28 protein-coding genes and 1 pseudogene are annotated in these 21,336 nt (G+C 53.6%); 3 read left to right on the top strand and 26 right to left on the bottom strand.

Annotated elements, in window-relative coordinates; translation table 11 throughout:
- Nucleotides 1–8: 8 nt before the first annotated feature.
- The 9 genes from BCV73_RS01235 to BCV73_RS01195 form a co-directional block, all read right to left on the bottom strand.
- Nucleotides 9–605: an HAD family hydrolase gene (locus BCV73_RS01235; protein ID WP_089545686.1), complete on the bottom strand. Its 597-nt coding sequence runs from the start codon at nucleotides 603–605 to the stop codon at nucleotides 9–11.
- Between the two features lie 31 nt (nucleotides 606–636).
- Nucleotides 637–1,542 (bottom strand): PIG-L family deacetylase, encoded by a 906-nt coding sequence (locus BCV73_RS01230; protein ID WP_089545685.1) that lies wholly within the window; start codon nucleotides 1,540–1,542, stop codon nucleotides 637–639.
- Nucleotides 1,543–1,718: 176 nt separating this feature from the next.
- Complete coding sequence (locus BCV73_RS01225) at nucleotides 1,719–2,495, bottom strand: aminoglycoside adenylyltransferase domain-containing protein (protein WP_089545684.1); 777 nt, start codon at nucleotides 2,493–2,495, stop codon at nucleotides 1,719–1,721.
- 61 nt (nucleotides 2,496–2,556) lie between these two features.
- Nucleotides 2,557–2,952, bottom strand: a complete 396-nt coding sequence (locus BCV73_RS01220) for a VOC family protein (protein ID WP_089545683.1) — start codon at nucleotides 2,950–2,952, stop codon at nucleotides 2,557–2,559.
- Nucleotides 2,953–3,112: 160 nt separating this feature from the next.
- Complete coding sequence (locus BCV73_RS01215; RefSeq protein ID WP_089550055.1) at nucleotides 3,113–3,703, bottom strand: histidine phosphatase family protein; 591 nt, start codon at nucleotides 3,701–3,703, stop codon at nucleotides 3,113–3,115.
- Between the two features lie 128 nt (nucleotides 3,704–3,831).
- Nucleotides 3,832–4,686 (bottom strand): ABC transporter ATP-binding protein, encoded by an 855-nt coding sequence (locus tag BCV73_RS01210; RefSeq protein WP_089545682.1) that lies wholly within the window; start codon nucleotides 4,684–4,686, stop codon nucleotides 3,832–3,834.
- 290 nt (nucleotides 4,687–4,976) lie between these two features.
- The gene (locus BCV73_RS01205) at nucleotides 4,977–5,630 is read right to left on the bottom strand and encodes an HAD family hydrolase (protein ID WP_089545681.1); all 654 of its coding nucleotides are present in this window, start codon (nucleotides 5,628–5,630) and stop codon (nucleotides 4,977–4,979) included.
- Complete coding sequence (locus tag BCV73_RS01200) at nucleotides 5,627–7,108, bottom strand: serine hydrolase domain-containing protein (RefSeq protein ID WP_089545680.1); 1,482 nt, start codon at nucleotides 7,106–7,108, stop codon at nucleotides 5,627–5,629. The genes BCV73_RS01205 and BCV73_RS01200 overlap by 4 nt, the downstream gene beginning before the upstream one ends.
- An 18-nt stretch (nucleotides 7,109–7,126) precedes the next feature.
- Nucleotides 7,127–7,633, bottom strand: coding sequence for a GNAT family N-acetyltransferase (locus BCV73_RS01195; RefSeq protein WP_076173280.1), 507 nt, complete (start codon nucleotides 7,631–7,633; stop codon nucleotides 7,127–7,129).
- A 157-nt stretch (nucleotides 7,634–7,790) separates the two neighbouring features.
- Here BCV73_RS01195 and BCV73_RS01190 point away from each other — a divergent pair, with 157 nt between their 5' ends.
- Nucleotides 7,791–9,251 (top strand): PAS domain-containing sensor histidine kinase, encoded by a 1,461-nt coding sequence (locus BCV73_RS01190; protein WP_076173281.1) that lies wholly within the window; start codon nucleotides 7,791–7,793, stop codon nucleotides 9,249–9,251.
- Between the two features lie 82 nt (nucleotides 9,252–9,333).
- Here BCV73_RS01190 and BCV73_RS01185 read toward each other — a convergent pair whose 3' ends face one another.
- The 7 genes and pseudogenes from BCV73_RS01185 to BCV73_RS34690 all read right to left on the bottom strand — a co-directional run.
- Nucleotides 9,334–9,750 carry a GNAT family N-acetyltransferase gene (locus BCV73_RS01185; protein WP_089545679.1) on the bottom strand — a complete coding sequence of 139 codons (417 nt, stop codon included), beginning with the start codon at nucleotides 9,748–9,750 and terminating at the stop codon, nucleotides 9,334–9,336.
- Between the two features lie 190 nt (nucleotides 9,751–9,940).
- Nucleotides 9,941–10,423 (bottom strand): DinB family protein, encoded by a 483-nt coding sequence (locus BCV73_RS01180; RefSeq protein WP_089545678.1) that lies wholly within the window; start codon nucleotides 10,421–10,423, stop codon nucleotides 9,941–9,943.
- Nucleotides 10,413–10,979, bottom strand: coding sequence for a GNAT family N-acetyltransferase (locus BCV73_RS01175; RefSeq protein ID WP_089545677.1), 567 nt, complete (start codon nucleotides 10,977–10,979; stop codon nucleotides 10,413–10,415). The genes BCV73_RS01180 and BCV73_RS01175 overlap by 11 nt, the downstream gene beginning before the upstream one ends.
- Nucleotides 10,980–11,027: 48 nt before the next feature.
- Complete coding sequence (pgsA, locus tag BCV73_RS01170) at nucleotides 11,028–11,606, bottom strand: CDP-diacylglycerol--glycerol-3-phosphate 3-phosphatidyltransferase (protein WP_089545676.1); 579 nt, start codon at nucleotides 11,604–11,606, stop codon at nucleotides 11,028–11,030.
- Nucleotides 11,603–11,950 (bottom strand): glyoxalase superfamily protein, encoded by a 348-nt coding sequence (locus BCV73_RS01165; RefSeq protein WP_076173286.1) that lies wholly within the window; start codon nucleotides 11,948–11,950, stop codon nucleotides 11,603–11,605. Before BCV73_RS01165 ends, pgsA begins: the two co-directional genes overlap by 4 nt.
- Nucleotides 11,951–11,995: 45 nt before the next feature.
- Nucleotides 11,996–12,670 carry an HAD family hydrolase gene (locus BCV73_RS01160; protein ID WP_089545674.1) on the bottom strand — a complete coding sequence of 225 codons (675 nt, stop codon included), beginning with the start codon at nucleotides 12,668–12,670 and terminating at the stop codon, nucleotides 11,996–11,998.
- Nucleotides 12,671–12,770: 100 nt separating this feature from the next.
- Nucleotides 12,771–12,845: pseudogene (locus BCV73_RS34690) on the bottom strand (peptidase E); the annotation flags it as partial.
- Nucleotides 12,846–13,822: 977 nt separating this feature from the next.
- On the opposite strand from BCV73_RS34690, the gene erm reads away from it, so the two are divergent.
- Together erm and BCV73_RS01145 are read left to right on the top strand one after the other, a co-directional pair.
- The gene (erm, locus tag BCV73_RS01150) at nucleotides 13,823–14,647 is read left to right on the top strand and encodes a 23S ribosomal RNA methyltransferase Erm (RefSeq protein ID WP_256992709.1); all 825 of its coding nucleotides are present in this window, start codon (nucleotides 13,823–13,825) and stop codon (nucleotides 14,645–14,647) included.
- 31 nt (nucleotides 14,648–14,678) lie between these two features.
- Nucleotides 14,679–15,551, top strand: a complete 873-nt coding sequence (locus BCV73_RS01145) for an alpha/beta fold hydrolase (protein ID WP_089545671.1) — start codon at nucleotides 14,679–14,681, stop codon at nucleotides 15,549–15,551.
- Nucleotides 15,552–15,603: 52 nt separating this feature from the next.
- On the opposite strand, the gene BCV73_RS01140 is transcribed toward BCV73_RS01145, so the two are convergent.
- The 10 genes from BCV73_RS01140 to BCV73_RS01095 all read right to left on the bottom strand — a co-directional run bounded on the left by BCV73_RS01140 (nucleotide 15,604) and on the right by BCV73_RS01095 (nucleotide 21,336).
- On the bottom strand, nucleotides 15,604–16,083 hold the full coding sequence (locus tag BCV73_RS01140) for an NUDIX hydrolase (RefSeq protein ID WP_076173291.1): 480 nt from the start codon (nucleotides 16,081–16,083) through the stop codon (nucleotides 15,604–15,606).
- Nucleotides 16,080–17,315 carry an aminopeptidase gene (locus tag BCV73_RS01135; protein WP_089545670.1) on the bottom strand — a complete coding sequence of 412 codons (1,236 nt, stop codon included), beginning with the start codon at nucleotides 17,313–17,315 and terminating at the stop codon, nucleotides 16,080–16,082. Before BCV73_RS01135 ends, BCV73_RS01140 begins: the two co-directional genes overlap by 4 nt.
- Before the next feature lie 40 nt (nucleotides 17,316–17,355).
- Entirely contained in the window at nucleotides 17,356–17,673 is a 318-nt protein-coding gene (locus BCV73_RS01130; RefSeq protein ID WP_089545669.1) for a hypothetical protein, read from the bottom strand.
- 35 nt (nucleotides 17,674–17,708) lie between these two features.
- Nucleotides 17,709–18,248 carry a ribonuclease FAU-1 family protein gene (locus tag BCV73_RS01125; protein ID WP_089545668.1) on the bottom strand — a complete coding sequence of 180 codons (540 nt, stop codon included), beginning with the start codon at nucleotides 18,246–18,248 and terminating at the stop codon, nucleotides 17,709–17,711.
- Nucleotides 18,249–18,259: 11 nt separating this feature from the next.
- The gene (locus BCV73_RS01120; RefSeq protein WP_089545667.1) at nucleotides 18,260–18,697 is read right to left on the bottom strand and encodes a hypothetical protein; all 438 of its coding nucleotides are present in this window, start codon (nucleotides 18,695–18,697) and stop codon (nucleotides 18,260–18,262) included.
- 75 nt (nucleotides 18,698–18,772) lie between these two features.
- A complete protein-coding gene (locus BCV73_RS01115) occupies nucleotides 18,773–19,570 on the bottom strand; it encodes a GNAT family N-acetyltransferase (protein ID WP_089545666.1) in 798 nt (265 codons plus the stop codon).
- 56 nt (nucleotides 19,571–19,626) lie between these two features.
- Complete coding sequence (locus BCV73_RS01110; RefSeq protein ID WP_089545665.1) at nucleotides 19,627–20,070, bottom strand: GNAT family N-acetyltransferase; 444 nt, start codon at nucleotides 20,068–20,070, stop codon at nucleotides 19,627–19,629.
- Between the two features lie 4 nt (nucleotides 20,071–20,074).
- Complete coding sequence (locus BCV73_RS01105) at nucleotides 20,075–20,533, bottom strand: NUDIX domain-containing protein (RefSeq protein ID WP_089545664.1); 459 nt, start codon at nucleotides 20,531–20,533, stop codon at nucleotides 20,075–20,077.
- Nucleotides 20,534–20,560: 27 nt separating this feature from the next.
- A complete protein-coding gene (locus BCV73_RS01100) occupies nucleotides 20,561–21,079 on the bottom strand; it encodes a GrpB family protein (protein ID WP_089545663.1) in 519 nt (172 codons plus the stop codon).
- A gap of 44 nt (nucleotides 21,080–21,123) precedes the next feature.
- Nucleotides 21,124–21,336 (bottom strand): helix-hairpin-helix domain-containing protein, encoded by a 213-nt coding sequence (locus BCV73_RS01095; protein ID WP_089545662.1) that lies wholly within the window; start codon nucleotides 21,334–21,336, stop codon nucleotides 21,124–21,126.

The raw sequence follows: 21,336 nt of genomic DNA, 5'->3' as shown, positions 1-21,336 counted from the left end.
CCCTTTCCTTATCGCTGCTGCTTCAGCAGCTGCGAAACTTCCTCCATCCAGCGGCCTTCGGGATCCGCGATCACCGTATGCCAGCCCAATGCCCTGGCGGGGATCAAATTTTTCTCCTGATCGTCCACATAAATGCAGGGTCCTCCCCCATCGCCGAGCTGCTCGCCTACGAGCTGATAAATGCGGGGATCCGGCTTACAGTACCCTGCTCTACTGGATATGGTAAGGCTCTTCACCTGCTCCTTGACGGGTGCCAGCAGCCCGCTCAGCCATTCCTCCCGGTGGTTGCTCAGCAGGTGGATATCCGCGTCCCTGCTCCATGTGGCAATACGCCCCAAAGCGGGGAGGGGTTGCAAATACTTCATCGCCAGCGCGCTAAGCCGTTCCATGCTCAGATCTGGTCCATGCCCGGCAAGCCAGTCCCTAAACTGCTCAATGGTGATGCCGCCTGTCCAGAACGACTCGCGAATTTCCCGTGTGAAGCTGTCTTTTAACTGACGATAGGTCGTGCTTCCGGCCATGGCAGCAGCCTCTTCCCAAAATCCAGGCGAGAGGTTCGTTACAATGACACCGGCGACATCCAAAATAAGCTGGGGTCTGTTCATCGGCTTTCCCCTTTCAAGCTTCCAGTCATCATCAGCTGGGATTGGTGCTGCGCAAACATTCGTCTACCCATTCATAACAGCGCTGCAGATCCTCATGGCTGACCAGGTCGGAGCGGTGCTCGAACTGAATTTTGACCTGCGGGTTTTCCTCGCGGATAACAGTTAAATAATCTCCGATCGGGGCCCAGCCGTCCTCCGGGCGCTGTTCCGGCAGCACCGGGTAACGCAGCTTGACGGACGATTTCGTGTACTGAAGATTCCACAGGTGGATAACCTCCGCATACTTCGCATATTTGCGGATGACTGGCAGGGCCTGAAAGAAAGGGTCTACGTTCTGCTGCAAAAACAGCCTTCCCGTATCCAGGCACAGTCGGATGTCCGGGTACTTCTTCAGCAGCGCTTCCAGCACGTCATGCTCATAAATATAAGAATTCAGCGCATCGAATTCCAAAACTGGCGTGAAGCCGTAATCTCGGGAAGCGGCGCTAAGCCAGGCAAAAAGCTGATCGCTGCGCTCCGTAAACAATTCAGGCGAATAATCGCTATCATAGACATACTCCGTTCTGTCGGAAAAATGCCATTTGTCCCAGTTCACCCGGTCATCCAGGATAACGGGCTTCGGATAATGGAACAACACGTAATCCGGCCGTACGTTCCTTAAATAGTCGAGCTCATCCCGGATCAGCCGGAGCGCTCCATCACGGACATGTTTGTCCGCATCCAGAAACAGGGCGTCCCGAAGCAGCGCCTTCCCCGCACGAAGGGGAAAATGAACGCCGATGCGGAAGTCCCGCGCTCTGGAGGCGCTCAAGAGCTTCTGCGTGTCCGCTTCATTTTCAAACAGACAGGCCTCGATTCCGTAAAAGCCGTCTCTGAAATCGCGCTCCATCTTTTGCTCGTCAAACGAGCCGTATTGCCCGATCAAAAATCGCTTCATCGTCATTCCTCCGGCAGCGGGGTGTGAACCATCCATATGAAAATTTAACCATTACTTCCACGTTCCGTCCAGTATTCAATGAACCCGGCCTGTAAGAAAGCCTATGAATCTATCAATAACGAATTGAAATGGATGATATAGGAACAAGTGCGTAAAATGTGCCCACGATCGGATCATCAGGGACGAATCCCCTCCTCCGTTATCCGCTGCTTAATCTCGTTCAGCATATCCCGGGCAAAAGCCTGAAGCATCCGGGGTTCCACGCTCACTTCATCCGTCTGTCCTCCATACTGAAGAAGACACTGGCGCAGGAGCGGCTCATACGCAGGCGAAAGGGCCCCGAGCCCCCATTCGCCGCCTTCCTTTTTGGAGGACACTTCGCCTTCCCGCAAAAATCGCAAAATTCTGCACAGATTAAGCGTGTAATACACCGGCGCCTCGGCGATCTGCTCCACGGCATGCTCCACATCGGACCAGATCGACCGGATGTACATCTCTTTCTCCGGCCTGAACACGGACGGTGCGGGCTCCCCATACAGCGTTATCCCACGGTGGTAAATGACCATCATATGGGCCGCAAGATCAGGGTCTTCATAACCGCCGCACACATATTGCGCATCAGATTCATACCGCTCCCGGTGAGCCTCCGAATAATGGAATTCAAACGGTGTTGGGTGCAGCGGCTCCCCGGCGTACTGCCTGAGGATGACGCTGACTTCCATCCCGCGGTGCCCCGGCATCAGACCGTGAAGCTCAAGAAGGCTTCGGGCAAGCCGAGTCCAAACCTCCGGTCCCGGCTTCTCTTCAATGACCGCCAGGAGATCAATATCGCTCCGGTCTTCACGGTAACACCCCATCGCCAGTGAACCGTGCAGATATAAGCCGGTCAACGATGCTCCAAGCTCGGTAATAAAAAGCTGTGTCAAACGGTGCAGCACCTGCTGCGTATTCATAACTTTCCTCCAATATAGAAAAATGGCTGCCCCCTTACCGGGAACAGCTGTCATTTCGTCACTATGACCCCTTTTTGCCTGATCCGAAAGCAATCGCATACCGATCCGGATCGACCAGCACGAAGTCTTTCCAGTCCCCCCATCCCTGATGTTCTAGCACAGGCTCCTGAATGAACTGCGCTCCCCTGGCTTTGAAATGCTCATACAATTGATCCAGTTCTTCATGCGTTTCGACATATGCGTAAGTATCCCATGGAACCATCTTGTTGTCCCCGGAAGGGTTGGGACGGACATCCTCTGCCTTTGCCGCCTGAATCAATTTGAAGCCGAGGGCAAAATCATCCCTTACCGCCCAAACGTCCGACACGTCACAGCCGAGCACATCCGCATAAAAGCGCTTGGACCTCTCTAAATCCGAAACCAATCGAACCTGAACCGAAAAGTGAACTTTACTCAATGAACATCATCCTCCGAATGGTTGATTCTCCTTCGTGCGCTCAACCTCTTCCTGGATTGGCCGCAAGGCCAATGGATGAGCTCGAAGGGTTGCTCTATGAAACTGGCAGATACAGCGCTTTCAGTCTATCACAAATTTTAACAATGATACATATGATTTCCTACTCCTTCCACATTCTCGTCACCTGCCGTAGGGTCTCTCCCTCCCACTCCGTCTTGTAAATATCCGGCATGGAAGTGGATTCCCAGAAGGCGTAATCGAACCGCGGGTCAAATTCGCCCAGCATCAACGTCATAATATCGCCGTGAGTCCCAATGACAATCCGCTTTCCGGCATGCTCATCCAGCAGTTTCCGGATCACCTGGGCTGCTCTATGCCGCGCCTTCAGGCTCGACTCTCCCCCCGGAAAAGCAAAAGCGGCATCGCCGTATACCTTTTGCTTCGCTTCTTGAAACGATAGGCGCCCGATCTGCCCGATTTCCCGTTCCCTCAAATCTTCTTCTATGATGATTTCCCTGCCCGCGGAGTCGGCCGCATCCCGGATCGTTCGCACGGCTCGCTCGTAGGGACTGGAAATGTACAGGTCAATGCCTTCACCCAGCAGTCTGTCCTTGACCGCAAGCGCGTCTGCCAGCCCCTGACAGGACAGTCCCCGTGTTCGTTCCCTGCCTTCCTCATAAGGCGATTCGGCATGCCGGACAAAATAAAGAACCGTGTTCCGCTTCAGGTGATGTACTGAATTAGCAGTCATGAACCAGCAACCTTTCCATTTTATTGGGTTAAAAAAGAAAAACACCCGTTTCAACTTCATCATACCAGCGTTCCTGCCGCTGACATATCTGAAATTTTCACGGGTGCTTATATGAAGATAATAACGGTTCAAGCTCTTCTCGCCAGCTCGTAAGGCAGACACAGCGGGACTCCCGTCCGGGGGTCGACGAGGATGTCGGCTTCTATAGCGAAGACCTCCCGCAGCACTTCCCGGGTCATGACTTCGCCGGGTGTTCCCTCCGCCACGACTGTGCCTGATTTGATCGCCACCATGTGCTGCGCATACCGTGTGGCATGGTTCAGGTCGTGAACGACCATAACGATTGTGCGGCCCTCTTCCTCATTCAGCTTCTGCAGCAGCTGCAGCACTTCCAGCTGATGCGCCATATCCAGGAAGGTCGTAGGCTCGTCGAGGAACAGAATATCCGTCTGCTGAGCCAGCGCCATGGCAATCCATGCCCGTTGGCGCTGGCCGCCGGACAACTGGTCGATCGCCCGGTCCCTAAAGGCCCCAAGCCCCGTAACGTTAATGGCCCACTCGATAACCTCACGGTCCTGCGTGCTGATGCTGCCAAATCCCCGCTGATGCGGCGAACGGCCGAAGCCGATCAGCTCGGTTACGGTCAGCCCATCCGGAGCCGTGGGGGTTTGCGGCAGGATCGCGAGCTGCTTCGCCACATCCTTGGTCGGCTGGCTGTGGATCGATTTGCCGTCGAGCAGCACCGCTCCGGAGGATGGCTTCATCAAGCGGGCCATCGTTTTGAGAATCGTCGATTTGCCGGAGCCGTTGGAGCCGACCAAAGCCGTAATTTTACCCGCCGGAATGCTCAGGTTCAAATTGTTGACAATGAGCGTATCGGCGTATCCGATGTTCAGCTGCTCGGTACCGAGCCTCGACTGGAGCTGCGGTTTATCCTCCGAGGCGATCTCTTGCTCCGGCCAAGCCAATGTGTTTTGTACCATACCGTATCATCCTTTTTTAGGGATTGTATTTCGCGGCGGATTCGCCGCTCCGCATGCAGGGTGCCTTATGCTATGTTCAACGTTGTCGAATATACCGTATCGTCTAACGCATAATTGCCTTTGTTGACACATTATGCGTGGAAAAGTGCAATTTATGTGTATGTATACACACTTATTATGATAATGATTCTCAATTTCATTGTAAAGAGTTTTTTCCTTCTTCTCCGTCTTATCTCACGGAAAAAGGACAATGGAACTCATGGTCCCATTGTCCAAATATTGTTTCCGGCTTAATTACTCAAAATGTCCTTCAATTCTATTAAGTCGGTGATCGAATAATCAGTCTCACAGCTCGTGTATCCGGCAGCCGCCTTCATCCATACCGCCTTCATCCCGACCTTCCGGCTGGCCTCGACATCGTTAACGGGATGATCCCCGACAAACACAGCCTCCTCCGGCTGTAGCTCCAGCCTGTCCAATGCCCTACGGAAAATGGCCGGGTCCGGCTTGCGGAGCCCTTCCAGCTCGGAAATGAGAATGGCGTCAAAATCATCAGCAATGCCGAGCCCTTGAATGCTACCCCATTGAAACTCGCCGAAGCCGTTGGAAATGATCCCGAGCTTCATTCCTTGGCGCTTGAGAGCAATCAGCATTTCCCGAAGATGCGGATAACCTATGCAGTGAAGGCGAAAACCGGCGATATAGTCCTCCAGAAGGCGCTTCCAGGACAACTCCAAGGCCATTTCCCTCACAAGCTGTTCATAAACTTTGTCCTTCCAGACATACCCCCGTGCGTCCAGCTCTACAAAACGGCGGATATATTGATCCCGGTCCACGCGTTGAAGCTCCGGAAACCGTTCATATTGATCCTCCGTAAAGCTCAGCAGCGAGGTATCCCGGTCCAGCAGTGTCCCGTCCAGGTCAAACAGCACGCCCTTGATCATGCCCCGCTCCTTTCCGCCAGTTGTTCCTGCTTTACGGCCGTAACCCGGGTCGTCTTCTTGTCAAAAGAGACGTTGACCTCCTCCACCAGCTCAACCTGCCCCTCCGCGAACGTTAGGGTGAGCGTGACTCTATAGGGTGTCTCGATGTACACCACGGTTAGCTCAAGCTGCAGATCCTCGGTCAACCGGGCCGAAATGACGGCTTCCTGCCGATGCATGGCCAGATCCTTCCGGAAGATGTCCTTGGTGCTTACCCTCTTCGTCAAATCAAAGGGAAGTTCGCGCCGGCTGCCATCAGCATAACGGATCCGAAGCTCGGACCGCTCATCCAGCCTGCACACCGTAATCTCGGCAACGCCGCCTGGCTCTGGAGCCTGGACACGGTATTGCCCTGCCCAATCATCCGGCATAGCGGACGAAGCAGAAGGTACCCTGTGCTCAGCGTCTTCCTGCATTCGCGCGATCCGCTGCAGAAGCAGCGGGTACGCTTCGGAGCTGACTTGTTGCGATCGGTCTACCCGGTCCACAATATGCTCATAGATGAGGTCCAGCAGCTGCGGCAGCTGCTTTTTCATATGGCTCATGCCGGAAGAGGCTGCAATGACAATGCCGTGCTTCGGAGCAACAAAGCAGAGCTGCCCGAACCCGCCGTTTCCCATATAACACCCCTGCCGGCACCGGAAAAATTGGTAGCCATACCCTTCCGAAAAATCGGTCCTCGTCTCATTGCGGCGGTTATCGCTCTGCTCCGCGGTGGCTAACCGGATGTATTCCGCCGATACGATTCTCCGGCCGCCATACACGCCCTCGTTCAGCAGCATCTGACCGAACTTTGCCACGCCGTCGATGGGAATGCTCAGCCCCATGCCGCCTGCGGTCACTCCCATTGGGCAGGTTTCCCAATCCACCAAGCCAATTCCAAGGGGCTCGAACAATCTCGGTTTTACATATTCGACGAGGCTCATGCCGGTCGCTCTTTCCAGAATGGCGGCAACCATATAGGTCGCATGGGTGTTGTACACATAATGGCTTCCCGGCGGATGCTCCGGCGCCAAGGATAAGAACGTTTGGGCCCAGTCGGGCCCGGATTCCATCACCCGGCCGTAGATGTTGTCATGATGTCCTGTATTCATCGAGAGCAGATGGTGGATGGTCATCTGGGATAAGTAGGGCGGGATGTCACCGGCAAGCTTATCGGGAAAATACGAAACGACCGGATCCGTCAGCCGGATATATCCTTCGTCCCTGGCAATTCCCGCGGCAATGGAAGTGAAGCTCTTGCTGAGCGAAAATAATAACGTAGGTGCCTCTTCCCGATACGGCTGACGGTTGAAACGGGCCGTAACTTTTCCATTCTGAAGCAGCATCAGACGGTTGACCTGAAGCTCCAGTTCCTCGATCCGTTCTAAGAACCGAAGTACATCGCCGGACGACAGGCCGTGGCTTTCCGGCTGTGCGGTTTCCAGTTCCAATCCCAATCGTACACCTCCCTTTTATTAAAGTTCCTTAATGAAAAAGAGATTCAAATCATCGTCCACCCGGACCATCTCGCCCGGCACGACCGGCTGGTTCTTATACACGATGCCGTTGCCATCGGGAATGTAACCTCTGCGGCAGTAAATGCGCTGTGCCTTACCGTAGTCCTTGAATAAGCCCACACCGATGCCGATCCGTTTGCCCTTGCGGCTTACGATCGATTCAAACTCCTCTAGGATCCGGTTGCCGATTCCTTGGCGCTGGAAGACGGGGAATACGTTCAGATCGTTCACTTCCGGAATGCCTTGCTCTTGGAAAGGGGGGTAGTCCGATTCGTATTTCAGGTGACATACCCCGGCGACCTGGTCATCTGCATAGGCGATGATCGTTTCACGGACACCCGCTGCGTTTTCAGCGAGACATTTGTCGTAGTACTCATCGGGGCGGAAGATGTCATGTTCGGTAAAAGCCTGCTTCCACTGCTGCTTTAATTCCTCTGAAGTGAGCAAAGTCAGCGTGATTTTCATTTACAGCACCTCCATATCGATTGTATTTTTGTTCCCACGTTTCGCGGCTCTCTTTTAAAAGTTAATGTTCACTTACTTTAGCATTGATGATTAAAGAGATTCGCGATTATAATATGTATAAATATACCACGGCTTGATAGTAGAGAGGGGAACTGCCATGCGATCCGCTGAAGTCCATAATTACGACTTTGCCTTTAGGCAGGCCGCGATCGGCATGGCCCTTATCGCGCCTGACGGAGCCTTCCTAAAGGTCAACCCCGCTTTATGCACCCTCCTCGGTTATACACCTGACCATTTCACTGTGCCGGATCTTCTTCCCGCGATTCAGGAACTGTCCCGCGACATCGTTAAGTGCGGGGAGTGGCTGCAGTCCATGAAACGGGATCAGCACCGGATCGACCAGCATTACTATCATCCTTCAGGACAACGGTTGTCCCTTGATATCCGCATCTCCTTGATTCGAAATGAGGCCGGGAAACCTGAGATTTACTTCACCCAATTCGAGAACAGGACCCAGATGATGCAAATGGAAACTAGGCTGCATTATACCGAAACCCATCTGCACGAGCGGGAGGATTCCTTCATGCAGCTGCTGGATGGCCTCCCCCTGTCCGTGCTGATTACGAACCACGGCCAGATTCAGTATGCCAATCCTGCCGGACTCAGGCTCATTCATGCAGACAGCCTGGAAGCCGTAATCGGCATGTCAACGGACGATTTGGTCGACGCCGCCGACCACGAAATTCTGGCCGAGCGCAAGCAGCGGCACTACAACAACAGGCCCATCGGCTCAGTACGCTATCGCATCCGCTGTTTCAATGGACAGCTGAGGCATGTGGAAGGATTTTCGCTGAAGATTACCTATCAAAAAAAGCGGTGCGTCATCGGGATCTTTAAAGATATCTCCGACCAGAAGCTTGAGGAAGACCGGCTCATGCAGTCCGAGAAGCTATCGACAGCAGGGCAGCTTGCCGCAGGCATCGCTCACGAAATCCGCAATCCGCTGACCGCCATTTTCGGCTTTTTGAAGCTCCTCCGCACCTCCAGCCAAAACAACGACCAGTACTTTGCGATCATGGAATCCGAGCTGAAGCGGATCGAATTTATCGTCAATGAGCTGCTGGTGCTGTCCAAACCCCAAGTTTCGCATGCGAGCAAGCCAATGGACATTTTGCCGTTGCTGGACCAGGTGATTACACTGATGAACGGCCAGGCTGCATTAAAAAATATCGAGATCGTTTCCGCCTTCTCCGAACCTTCCATCTGGATTGCCGGCGAGGCCAACCAGCTGAAACAGGTCTTCATCAACCTGCTCAAAAATGCGATGGAAGCCATGCCGCAAGGCGGCATCATCCGGATCCACGCTCTCTCCCGGAACAACGAGGCCTTCATCAGCGTTCAGGACGAAGGCTGCGGCATGACGGCGGAGCAGATCCAGGCGCTGGGCAAGCCCTTTTTCACGACCAAGGAATCAGGCACCGGTCTTGGGTTTATGATCACACACAACATCATCCATAATCATGGCGGGAACATATCGGTCCAGAGCGTGCCCCAGGAGGGCACCACGTTTACCGTGACGCTCCCTGTTATTTCCGAACCGGAGGCAGCCTCATCATAACAAGCCTAATCCGGTGATCAGCCGATAATTTTAAGTATCACATCCTGGGACCAAAAAAGGACGGTGCTCCCGCGTTATGCTCCTATGTATTGGAGGAATACAGCAGAATGCCGTCCCTCCGGCTCCAGCCTGATTTGGCCCAAAAATAATTGCCGATCTCATTCTCCTCGATCACCATAATATGGCACTTGGCGATGCCCTCTTCCCGGAGCTTATCCAGCCCGGCTTTCGCCAGTTTTTGCCCGATGGCTCGGCCCCTGCAGGCCGGATCGACCGCAACGTGGTAGATATACCCCCTTCGGCCGTCATGGCCGCACAGAATGGTGCCGATCACCCGATCACCCTCGGTGGCGACAAAGCTCATGCCCGGGTTCCGAACCAGGTACCGGTGAATCGATTCTTTCGAATCGGCGTCGCTGAGCGCCATCCCTTCCGTTTTGCCCCACAGCTCCATGCATTGTTCGTAATCCTCAATCAACAGCTCTCGCAGTGTTTCCATGATGTTAGTTTCCTCCAGTCATTGATAAGAACAAACGTATATCGATGTATATTCAATGAAGCCAGACCGCATTTAGCGGGGCTTTTTCTTGCGATATATCGAAGCTCGAATCCCCGAAGCTTATTCTTTTCCTATATCTTAAGAACAAACGTATATCGATGTATATTCAATGAAGCCAGCCGCGCCCGGACTATGTCCCGGCCTCCGCCCGCTCTACCGACTCCGGACCGAGAATCTGTCTAAAGTGGTGCCGCATATGCTCCAGGTAATCGTTCACCAGCCAATCCAGCGTCGCTTCACCGCCGCCGGGAAGAATGCAGGTTTTGCCGTAATCCTCCGCGGTCAAACGCTCGAGAACATGGACAATTTGCCTGTTCAGCATAACCCACAGCGTAATGATATCCGTCTGGTTGTATTGCTCCTGATACCCGTGCAGGTCCACCCACCGGTCCTGATCGTATCCCTCAAGGGATACCGGATGCGCCGACTGTTTTATTTTGACAAAACGAAGATGGTTGTTCGCCGCCGAGTCGCATAAGTGGCCTACGATCTCCTGCTTCGACCACTTGGCGGGTCCTTGCTTGTGTCTGAACACCTCTTCGGGCAAAGCTTTCAGTTCGCTCTCAAAATATACGACTAAACGGTTCAAGGTTTGACTATAACTATGATTCATCCCACTTCTCCTCTCCATTGGCTGCACTGTATTCGATCAGCCAGCAATCGCGGTACTCTCCTTCATGCCATTCGCGTTTTTCCAGCAATTTGATCTTGCGGAAGCCGCATTTTTCGTATACGCGCAGAGCCCTGGCGTTCCAGGTTTGCGGGTCCATGACAATTTTATCGGCTTGAAGCGTGTTGGTCAGATAAGAAACCATGCCTTGAATCAGCCTTGTGCCGATTCCCCGGTTCCAGCAGTCGGGCTCCCCAATAAACTGATCCATGCCGAAAATCCGCCCGTCCCCTTCGCCATAGCCATATACCTCGCGTTCCTCCGGATCGACCGGATAATATTGAATATATCCGATATCGCGGTCGTCCAGTTGAATGATGCAGGCTTCGATTTGATCATCTCGGTAAAAGTGCTCCTGCACCATGGCCATATCATGCGGACGGTCCCGGCCTTCATAATATTCGAGGACGCGTGGATCGCTGAGCCAACGGACCAAATGGTCCGCATCGCCCGCCTCCAGTTTCCTTACGCTGACCCCCTGCTTGCTCCAAAGAACCAAAATTGCGCCTCCTCCCTCATAACTCAAGCACGAAGCGTTTGAGCCTTTTTACATGAAAAGCTTAACGTTTTTGACCACGTAGTGGTACCCTGACATGACGGTCATCATCACGGCGATCACCATCAAGAAGGAATCGACGCGAAGGCTAGTCAGCCATTGAAAAGGATAATTATTCAGCAGCACGGCCGTAATGGCGACGACCTGGGACACCATTTTCCACTTGCCGTACCGGTCTGCCGCCAGAGCGATCCCCTGGGCCGACGCCGCCATTCGCAAAGCTGTAATTATGAATTCACGGCCAATCATCACGAAGGCCATCCAGGCCGGAATCATCCCGGCTTCGACCATCATGATCAGCGCCACCGAAACAAGCAGCTTATCGGCAAGCGGGTCCAATAACTTCCCGAGATTGGTAACCAGGTGGTATTTGTGGGCAATATACCCGTCCAGCTTGTCCGTAGCGGAAGCAAGAACAAATACGCCCACCGCCATATAGGTCCCGTACTGGTTCAGAAATTGAATGAACGCGTTGGAATCCGCCAGCCGTACGGGGTACTCTGCGAAAAAAACGATAAACACGGGGATCAGCATGATTCTGGCCAGCGTCAGCTTGTTCGCCGGGTTCATGCATCCTTCCTCTCAAAAAACGTGATCCGGTTACCAAAAGGATCGATCACGCTCACCTCCATATCCTCAAGCCCAGGGCGCGCATGCTTGTACTTCTTCGCTATCAATTTGGCATGGAGGCTCTGAATGTCTTCGACTTCCACACGGATCGCCGAGCCGGGGGTGCAGTCGCCGTGATGCCCGCTCAAATGGATCTCGCAGTCCCCGCTGGACACCTGCATGTATAAGGGAAGATCGTCTTCATAGCGATGCTCCCAGTCCATCCGGAATTCCAGGAAATCCACGTAAAACTCCTTGGCCTTGTCCTCATCGAAAATCCGAAAGATCGGTGTGATCTTCTTCATCACTCATCCTCCTCTAAAAGTTAATCCAAACTTATGCCAGCCCGGCTATCGTACAGGCAATGCGGCAGCAAGCTGCATAGGCGCCGACAGTTGAGCGTACCGGCTCTCCACATAGGGATTGAACCAGACCGCATGGATGACCTTCATCCCTGCCTGGTGCGCCCCATCCAGCTCTCCGGAGCCTCCGTCACCTACAAACACGCAATCCTCCGGGAGTGTTTGCAGCCGTCGGCATGCAAGTTCATAGATAGCAGGATCGGGCTTACAGCATTGTACCTCGTATGAAAAAATAACGACATCAAAATACCCGGCCAGCGGGGAATCTTCCCAGCCCCGGACTTCCTCCTCCGAACAGTTGCTGATCAGTCCCAGCTTCCAGCCATGGGTACGAAGATTTCCGAGCATTTCCAAAATGTCAGGGCGAACGGCTTCAAAAGGAATCCGCTTCTCCTGGATCCTTGCCTGGTAGAGCGACTGAACGGACTGTTCGTCCGCATCCAGGCCCCTGCTCCGGCAAATATCCCGGATGACATCTGGAAAACTTGCCAGCTCCCCGCGCATCCGCCGCTCCACCCGGCTTCTCCATTCCAGCTTGAACTCTTCCTGGCTCAGACCAAGCAGACCCGGGTAATCGTAGCGGCGCCCCGATATCCGCCGGCCATCCGCAAATTCGGTGATCAAGGTCTCGAACAAATCGAACAAAACGGCTTTCGTACCCAAGCGGCATCCTCCTTATCGGTATTCGGGATTCCGGTTATATCATAGCCCGGCCCGCTTCCCCCAAATATACGGTTGGAATGACCGTCTCCACCACATGCCCTATGTACAGATCCAGCAAGGGGTTATCCGGTTCCATTGAGAATCCTCCGCCACCCATAGCGATAATTTGTTTGATGCTGATGCCCTCCTTTCCGTAACGTGTCATCAATTCCAAGTAAAACTGCCCCAAGCGATGTTAATTTACCTATTCGACGGGAAAACGCCATACCCTTTCTTCGCCGGGTACTTGCTAAAAATGGATCGATATGGTAGCCTGTTAGTAATTTACGAAGAACGGAGGGTTACGTGTGGTAGATCAGTTTATCCGGGTTCGCACGTTTTGCAACTAACATATTGCAAAATTCTCTGCTTGTACGCGGAGGACTCAGGATTGGTCTGCCATTTTTTAAAGGTAACCCAGGTTTTATAACGACTATGGCTGAAGCATCGTCTGCAGGAAACGCATGATCATGTCCAGCCTGCCTTTAAAAATTCATCTCACATGAACGCATTGCGGGATCGTACCCTCAAGGGATAGGAATGATAGTCTCTACCTGCCCTTGGGCCTCTTCCGTCTTTCATGTAAGACCTCATATCCTGCGGCCGAAGGAACGGTTGTTCCTTGGACCGGGCGGTCCTTTCGCGAAACGCTGACACAGGCAGACAGCCTGTGTTTTTTTGTGCTTATTTTTAGATTAACGATGATTCCGGCAAGGAGGGTTACGTGTGGTAGATCAGTTTATCCGGGTTCGCATGGTGTGCAGCTGCTAAGAAAAAAAGCCGTTGGCTTTGCTGTGTACAGAGAAACTCAGGATAGGTCTGCCCTTTTTGCCAGGTAACCTCCTTTTTGCTCAGGACAAAATGTCGCTTGGTCGATGCATAATGTGCCGCCACCCGCCGCTTCAATGCCGGGCTTATATGCCGATGAACTGCTCTTTCATGCAGTGCGTCCGTCCCGCACGGTTGCCCTTCATTCGGTGAAATCGGCCGGATCCCGCGGCGTTATCCTGAGTCTCTCCACTTCACAGCACAGCCGATGGGCAAGAAACCATCGCTGGAAAACGGAGGGATTCATGGATGCATAAACATCGACAACGTCATATAAAGACGCACTTGAACATAGAGAAACCCGCAGCAAAAGGACAGCACCTGCTGCACCACGAGCCGGTCATTCACGACATGATCGGAATGGCCGGTGTTACAAACGCCGACACGGTGCTCGATCTGGGCGCCGGACGGGGAGCCATCACGTTCCCGCTTGCGAAGAAGGCAGGCAGAGTGCTGGCCATTGAGAACGATGCCGCATTCGCTGCCGCCCTTCGGCAAAAGGCGGTTCCCGGCTCCAATGTGGCCGTTATTGAAAGGGACATTTGCGAGGCTTACCTTCCGAAGGAGCCGTTTCATGTTGTAGCCAACATTCCATTTTTTATGACGACATTCATTCTCGAGAAGCTGCTCGACCCGCCGGGTTCTGCGTTCCAGGGGGCGGTGCTGATCGTGCAGCACGGAGCAGCCAAGGGATTTACGGCAAGGCAGATTCGCAGCCCACGTCTGCTCAAGTGGCGGATGTGGTTTGACTTCGAACTGGTGAAGGTTGTGCCCCGGCGGCATTTTTCACCCCCACCTCAGGTGGACGCAGCCGTACTCCGTATTCGGAGACGGAAAACACCTTGGCTGCAGACGCAGCATCATCATGCGTTCGGCGGATTGGCCGAATACGCGCTGAACGATCCGGCACTGCCGGTGTGCGAGGTAATGGCCGGGATTTTTACACCGGTGCAAATCAGGCACCTGCTGCAGCACATCCGGGTAGAACGGAATACGCCGGTATGCTTGCTGCGCGAGCGGGATTGGGCAGCCGTATTTGATACGATGCGGGAGAAGGTCCCCTCTTATCGCTGGCCGAAAGCAACAACAAAGAAAAGGAGCGCCAGGTAGGCGTGAATTGAAATCTAAGGAGGAAACACAAATGACAGAACAACTCATTAAAGTAGATGGTATTGAACTGTGCACCGAAAGCTTTGGACGAAAGGAAGATCCGGCAATCCTGCTCATTATGGGCGCCACCGCCTCGATGATCTGGTGGGAGGATGAATTTTGCCAGCGCCTTGCTGACGCGGGGCGGTTTGTCATCCGTTACGACAACCGCGACGTCGGCCAATCGATGAATGATGAGCCCGGCAACCCGCAGTACGGCTTAGAGGACATGGCCGATGACGCCATCCGCGTTCTGGACGCCTACGGAATCAGCCGGGCTCATGTGGCGGGCATGTCGCTCGGCGGCCTGCTGACGCTGATGGCTACGGTCAAGTATCCCGAGCGGGTACTGAGCGATACGCTGATCATGACCTCATCGTTCCGTGACCCGAGTCTGCCGGAAATGGAAGAAAAGGTCGCTGCCTTTTTTGCTTCAGCCGACCAGGTCAACTGGGAGAATGAACAGGCGATCCTGGATTTTAGCGTTCAAAAATGGAACCTGCTCCGCGGGTCAAAGCACGCTCCGGACGAGGATAAAGTCCGCCGGCTGGCCGCACGGGAGCTGCATCGGACCCGCAATTGGGCGGCGAGCATGTTCAATCATGGCCTGCTGGCCGGCGGAGAGGATCTGATTGCTGGGGTACCGGACATCCGGGTGCCGGCCCTCGTCATCCATGGCACGGAGGATCCGATCATCCCTTATGCCCACGGTGAGTCGTTGGCCCGGGAGATCCCGGGCGCCCGGCTGCTGACCCTGGAAGGGACCGGCCATGAGCTGCATGAGAACGATTGGGATGCCATTCTGGATGCGATTATCCGGCATACCGATGGCGTCCAGAAGAGCGAATCGAGATCAGTTAAGTAATTAGCAAAACAGCGGGCAGGGATCTTTCCCTGCCCGCTGTCTGTATGTAACCCTACGGTTGATGAATCCGATGCTTCAAGTCAGCGCTGCCGTCAATCACTGACATGATGTCTGTCTTCAGCTCAACCGGATATACCGACAAGCCCTGTAATTCCTCAATTGTAAACCATTTGAAGATCAGTCTGCCGCCATCCTCAATGCCTGGGAACTCGCCCTCCCGATCCAGAATTTCATGGCCCTCGGGAAAAGAAAACGTGTAATAAAATCCGGTTTCATGGTATTTCATTCGATCATATTCGAAAAAATCCTCATTGACATACAACAGCTTGTCTATCTGTATATCGATGCCCAGCTCTTCCCGGATCTCCCGGATGAGAGCCTGGTCCGTCGATTCCTGAAACTCTACCCGCCCGCCGGGCAGATTCCAGAAATCGTCTTGCAGCGTCGTGTGCAGCAATATCCGATCGCGGTGAACAGCGATTCCCGCAACCCGAAAATTAAATTTGTTCTGCCCTTCTGTAAAGGTAATCACCGAATCACCCAGCTTCCATTCCGCAGCAGCGGCTCGATCGTGCCGTCCTCATGCTCCGCATCGATGCTCAGTTCCGCCGAACCGACCATAAAATCTTCATGCTGCATGCTGACGTTGGCTCCGCGGGCAAGCAGCTCCTCATCGCTGAGTCCCGCCCCGCCCTGCAAATTCGTCGGATACGCACTCCCGAGCGCAAAATGGCAGGACGCATTTTCGTCGATGCCCACATTATAGAAAACCCGGTTCAGACGGGAGATCGGCGAATCATGCGGTACGATCGCGATCTCCCCCAAATATCGCGTTCCCTCATCGGCATCCAAAAACTGCTTCAACGCCTCATATCCGGTCTCCGCCGTAAAATCCACCACACGTCCCTCACGAAACGTCAGAGTGAAGCGGTCCACCAGCTGCCCGTTCAGCACAAACGGCCGGGTGCTCGATACCGTTCCGTTTGTCCCGGCGCGGTGCGGCATCGTATACACTTCCTCGGTCGGCATATTCGCCACGAACGGAATCCCGCTCTGATTAACCTGGCCGCCGCCAAGCCAGATATGGCCCGGAGCGAGTTCGACCGTCAGATCCGTGCCGGGTGCCTTGTAATGCAGCCTGCGGTACTGCTTCGCGTTCAGCTTATCGGTGACGGCTCGTAAATGCTGCGTATGCCTCCGCCAGGCAGCCACCGGATCCTCTTCATCGATATGGTTCATGTGGAAAATCGATTCCCATAATGCGTTCACCCGCTCTTCCTGCGGGCGGTCGGCAAACACTTGATCCGCCCACGCCTGGCTCGGCACGTTGACGATGCACCAGCTGATCCGATTAGTGCGCACGTATCCGAGATAGTTCCGGCGAGCGGCGGCGGCGGCTTTCCGGGAAGCCGATATTTTCGCCGGATCCACGCCCTCATACAAATTCGGATTCTCCCCGTCCAGCAGGAGAACCGCTCCCCCGGACTCCGCAATGCTCTCCATCATGTGCGCCGTCCAAGGGGGATAGAACGCAAACGATTCCGGCCCCGCCAGGTCATAGCGCATGCGCTCTACCGTTTCATCACGCCAGTTCAACTGTACATACTTGGCCCCTGCCTGGTAGGCTTTAGCCGTAACCAGCCGCGCAAAATCAGCCGACTCTATAGGCGATTCCACATAGAGCACTTGATCCGGCTGCACATTCACGCCCACTCGGACGAGCAGTTCAGCATATTTTTCCATTTGCTTCTGAAACTCCGTCAATAACATCCCCTGCCTTATCTATTTATATATTGTATGATCTTCATAACGAGCCGATTAGCCGGGTGACCAGAGGAAACGCATAAATGATCCCGATGCAGGCTAGCAAAATCCAGCTGAGAATCCGCGGATACTTGGCACGGTATAGCCTCACGGTACCAAATATACCCGCCACGAGCAATGCCAAACCGGCGATGACCGGCAGATGATACCGGGTCGAACCTGGCGCTGAACTCCCTATCCACGGATCCAAACCTAAGCTTGAAAAAATCATGTCCCCCACGGATACATCCTGATGATTTTGCACCAAAAGGACCAGCGCGGCCAGAATCATCAGGAAATAGGGTATGCCCTTTTTCACGCGTAATCACCTCCCTCGGAATCTGCTCCGCTTCACTAATTCCTTTCCAGCATCCAATCCAAGTGTTTCTTACTATGGTTCCATATCCAATGGGTCCCCGTCTCGATCTGGGGCAGCAGCCCATTCAGGGTTCGATGCGCGAGCACGAAGTCCTCCTTCGTAATAGCCGAACTGCGAAGCGCTTCGCTCAACTCGTCTTCATCTTTGATCACATAGCTGCCGTCAGGAAAGACGACCAAGTCCAGATACAAGTCATCCCAGTAAGGAATGCCCTCCCCGCTCAGGCCGTTCCGAGTCGTCATATCTACGTACCATTGGATGATCTCTAGCTCCGCATTAAACATGGTGGTGACCGCGTAGTGCTCCCCTTCCGGAAAGTGCTGCATCCAAACGTATCCCTGATCAGCCAGGCACAAGTCCCGGTTCTGCATCTGTACCACAAGAGGCTCGCTGATTTGATGAATCGAGATGAGTGTCACATGCCCGTTAAATTCTTCGGATCGGAGCGGCCTGCAGGCAAAATCTCTTTCCAGCACCCGCCGCCAATCCTGCCGGTCGGCATATTTTCGCTTCACTTGCTCCCCTCCTAAGCTCTCCGCTTCTGCATAACTTTGGCCGCCCACGCAAAGCATGCGACAGCGACGATACCAATTCCAGTGTACAACCACCATATCGTTCGCATCTCCGGCCCTCCGGAATAAGCACCCTGCTGAATCGCCAAAATGTACGTATCTTCGCCCGTTCGAACTGCGATAGCCTCTTGGCGGCTCCGCCCCTCAATGGCGTAGTAACCTGTTCCTTTGGGATACATATTGGAGAAATTCCCCCGATACGTTCCTTCCCGGTCCGAATACTTCGTGACTTTGCCGATTTTTTGGCCGACGTCCTCGGGCTGAACGGCTTGTGTTGTGACCTGGTAGATATGGCCGGAGTAAACGACAAATGGATAGGCCCAGCTTGCCGAGGCAATAGATAGCGGTAAAAGTAGGATGAAACCAAGGAATAGAGGCAGCACTCTTTTCAAATGACATTCCTCCTCCGAAAAAATAGCCATCAGCAAAAACGCTAGTCCGTGACTTTTTACACGACAACCGTCAGCTTATGCCTGAACCCATGTTCCCCGGGTATAGCCCAGCTTCAGACCTGCCCGCTCCATGTTGCGGTGGCTGGTCGAGGCATAGGCCGCCTGGCCGACCACGATCCGGCAGCCGCTTTGATGCGCTTCGGTGATCCTTTTTTCCAATAGCGCCTGCTGAACCCCCTGGTTGCGGTATTCCGCAAGTGTAGTGGCAAACGTCAGCGAAGCCTTGTCATCCTGGATATACATCACGCCTACACCGGCCGGCTTGCCGTTGACCCACGCAGCAAAGAACTTCCATCCATCCCTGTCATAAAGAACGATGTTGTTGTCGGCGATGTGATGTTTGCCGGATATCGGCAGACCGGTGCCCAGGCAGTGAATTTCGGCATACAAGTCCATTTCGTCTGCGGTGAGTTCCCGGATCGTAATAGGCTCTCTTCCTGTCTCACAAGAGCGCGGTTCGCCGTATAAAGTCGCATGATACCCGGTCTGGTAATAGCCCTGATCATAAAGAGCCTTCATCAGCTTGGGATGAGTTTTGGAAGGAACCACCTCAAATTGGCATCGGCCCTGCCGCTTCCGATAAAATTCCAGAATTTCATCCAGGCGCTCAGCCTCTTGCTCTCCAATCCCCTTCACCGTATTAAACTGCGGCCATGGCATCGCTTGACTATAGAACGCGGCAGCACCGCCAAAAGTTTGAATGTCGATCCCCATCGGATTGCCAGGCCGCTCCTGAATCGCTTTCATCCGGTCGATCATGTAATCGATTTCGGATTGCTCCATTATATCGGCCAGTTCTTTGCTTATGTACATATTATGACGTCCTTTCGGGCTTGATCGTTAAAAGACCTATCGGAAAACGCAAAGCATCAAGCGCGCTCATCGTTCTTTTCCCCTTTTGTCACCTTCGCTGCCTCGTGACTCTTGTGCATGACGACCTGCCGGGTCGGCTTGTAGCCGGTCTGTTGATAAAAATCCACCAGGCCGCTCTCGCAAAATAAGCTGACCACGTGGATATTTTTCAGTTCTGCGGTGATCCGGTCGATGATTTCCCGTCCCAAGCCGCTTTTTCTGTAATCCGCATGCACGCCCATATCCTCGATATAGGCACGGAACAAGCCGTCCGAAACCGCTCTCACAAACCCGACCAGCCTGTCCTCGTCCCAGGCGCCGACAGCAATGGATGAGCCGAGCATGGATTCGATATCGGCCAACGTTCTTTCCGGCCACCAGCCCAGGTGATCATACAGCTGTTTCACTTGAGCGGCGGGGATATTTTTCTCCTGATACGTCCTTACAGTGATTGGCCTCATAATTTCAGCTCCTTAATATGGAAACTTTCTTTTGCATTAAATCCTCAAAAACAGGCTGCTGAACGGAACTGATCGGCAGCTGTTCGATTTCATCCATGGACTTGAATTCAAGCTGAAGCGACTCCTGCTGAATGTCCTGAAAAAGAAGTGCCCTTCCGTTATCGGAAAGACTTCCCTGCAAGCTTGCTTCCGCCTTGAAGATGAACATGACAAACACAACCTCGTTCCCGTCAGGGTAGGTGTACTGCATTCTCGGCCCGCTATAGACTCCCATCAGTTCATGTTTCAGGACGACCAGTCCGGTCTCTTCCATCACTTCCCGCCGCATCGTCTCCTCAATCGTTTCTCCGGGCTCCATCGCACCTCCGGGCAATCCCCAATCCCCATAATCAGACCTGCGCTGCATGAGGATGCGGCCGGCTTGATCCTGAATAACAGCGCCGCCTGTCACGATAATGCGCATAGCTGCTTCCTCCCTCCTGATGCAAAATCAGCTTTTTGCCCATGCCCGCGCTTTTTCTAATAGCTCAGCAATCGTTCCGGACTTTTCATCCGAGTATTTCAGCAGCGTGTTGATGCCGCTGGCCAACGTGTTCCGTTTGGCCTGTGCATAGGCATTCGCTTGTTCCGGATGGGTACGCAAATAATCCCTGAACAGCAGGTTATCCCGCCAAATGGCGGAGTCCCACTCGGTTATTTGCAGATTGATCTTCTGCCCGGCACGTTTACGGTAATGAATTCGCCCCGGCACTCCCGCCACACCCATGCCCTCATACTGCATGGAAACCAATTGCCGGTCTGTCTGCTCGTCAATATGAAGCTCCTTTAGGCCGATCAGGATATCGATAATCGGTTTGGCTGTCATTCCCTCGATAGACGTGCTACCGATATGAGCAAACTCCACCGCTTGTTCCGCAAACACAGGCTCCAGTTCCCTTTTCTCTTGCTCGTAGATTTTCTTCCATTCAGCTTGATAAGGGGACAGCTCGATGATTTCATCAATCCCCATCAGTTCCCTCCGATCCGATCATTGCTCCTTTTTGGGACAGCTCCTTATTTAGAAAAATTCAGTCCCTTGTCGGCCATTGCCCGCCGAAGCTGTTCTACCGCTGTGGGGCCGATGCCGTGAAGCTGCTTCAGCTCCGGTTCGGTGTGCTTCGCGACCTCTTCTAGACGGGTAATGCCCGCATTCCGGAGCGCGCGTACCGTCGGCTGGGCCAGCTTGGGCAAATCACTTTCCGTCAGATCCTGCTTATCCTTTGGCAT

It is taken from the genome of Paenibacillus sp. SSG-1, from assembly GCF_002224835.1.
Lineage (GTDB): Bacteria > Bacillota > Bacilli > Paenibacillales > Paenibacillaceae > Paenibacillus_AQ > Paenibacillus_AQ favisporus.
The sequence above is the reverse complement of the archived record's forward strand: the minus strand, read 5'-3'. Positions and strand labels throughout refer to the sequence as shown.

Excerpts from the sequence above, each read along its gene's own strand:
- BCV73_RS01235 (WP_089545686.1), bottom strand. The coding sequence starts at position 605 with ATGAACAGACCCCAGCTTATTTTGGATGTCGCCGGTGTCATTGTAACG.
- BCV73_RS01230 (WP_089545685.1), bottom strand. The coding sequence starts at position 1,542 with ATGAAGCGATTTTTGATCGGGCAATACGGCTCGTTTGACGAGCAAAAG.
- BCV73_RS01225 (WP_089545684.1), bottom strand. The coding sequence starts at position 2,495 with ATGAATACGCAGCAGGTGCTGCACCGTTTGACACAGCTTTTTATTACC.
- BCV73_RS01215 (WP_089550055.1), bottom strand. The coding sequence starts at position 3,703 with ATGACTGCTAATTCAGTACATCACCTGAAGCGGAACACGGTTCTTTAT.
- BCV73_RS01210 (WP_089545682.1), bottom strand. The coding sequence starts at position 4,686 with ATGGTACAAAACACATTGGCTTGGCCGGAGCAAGAGATCGCCTCGGAG.
- BCV73_RS01205 (WP_089545681.1), bottom strand. The coding sequence starts at position 5,630 with ATGATCAAGGGCGTGCTGTTTGACCTGGACGGGACACTGCTGGACCGG.
- BCV73_RS01195 (WP_076173280.1), bottom strand. The coding sequence starts at position 7,633 with ATGAAAATCACGCTGACTTTGCTCACTTCAGAGGAATTAAAGCAGCAG.
- BCV73_RS01190 (WP_076173281.1), top strand. The coding sequence starts at position 7,791 with ATGCGATCCGCTGAAGTCCATAATTACGACTTTGCCTTTAGGCAGGCC.
- BCV73_RS01185 (WP_089545679.1), bottom strand. The coding sequence starts at position 9,750 with ATGGAAACACTGCGAGAGCTGTTGATTGAGGATTACGAACAATGCATG.
- BCV73_RS01180 (WP_089545678.1), bottom strand. The coding sequence starts at position 10,423 with ATGAATCATAGTTATAGTCAAACCTTGAACCGTTTAGTCGTATATTTT.
- pgsA (WP_089545676.1), bottom strand. The coding sequence starts at position 11,606 with ATGAACCCGGCGAACAAGCTGACGCTGGCCAGAATCATGCTGATCCCC.
- BCV73_RS01165 (WP_076173286.1), bottom strand. The coding sequence starts at position 11,950 with ATGAAGAAGATCACACCGATCTTTCGGATTTTCGATGAGGACAAGGCC.
- BCV73_RS01145 (WP_089545671.1), top strand. The coding sequence starts at position 14,679 with ATGACAGAACAACTCATTAAAGTAGATGGTATTGAACTGTGCACCGAA.
- BCV73_RS01115 (WP_089545666.1), bottom strand. The coding sequence starts at position 19,570 with ATGTACATAAGCAAAGAACTGGCCGATATAATGGAGCAATCCGAAATC.
- BCV73_RS01110 (WP_089545665.1), bottom strand. The coding sequence starts at position 20,070 with ATGAGGCCAATCACTGTAAGGACGTATCAGGAGAAAAATATCCCCGCC.
- BCV73_RS01105 (WP_089545664.1), bottom strand. The coding sequence starts at position 20,533 with ATGCGCATTATCGTGACAGGCGGCGCTGTTATTCAGGATCAAGCCGGC.
- BCV73_RS01100 (WP_089545663.1), bottom strand. The coding sequence starts at position 21,079 with ATGGGGATTGATGAAATCATCGAGCTGTCCCCTTATCAAGCTGAATGG.
- BCV73_RS01095 (WP_089545662.1), bottom strand. The coding sequence starts at position 21,336 with ATGCCAAAGGATAAGCAGGATCTGACGGAAAGTGATTTGCCCAAGCTG.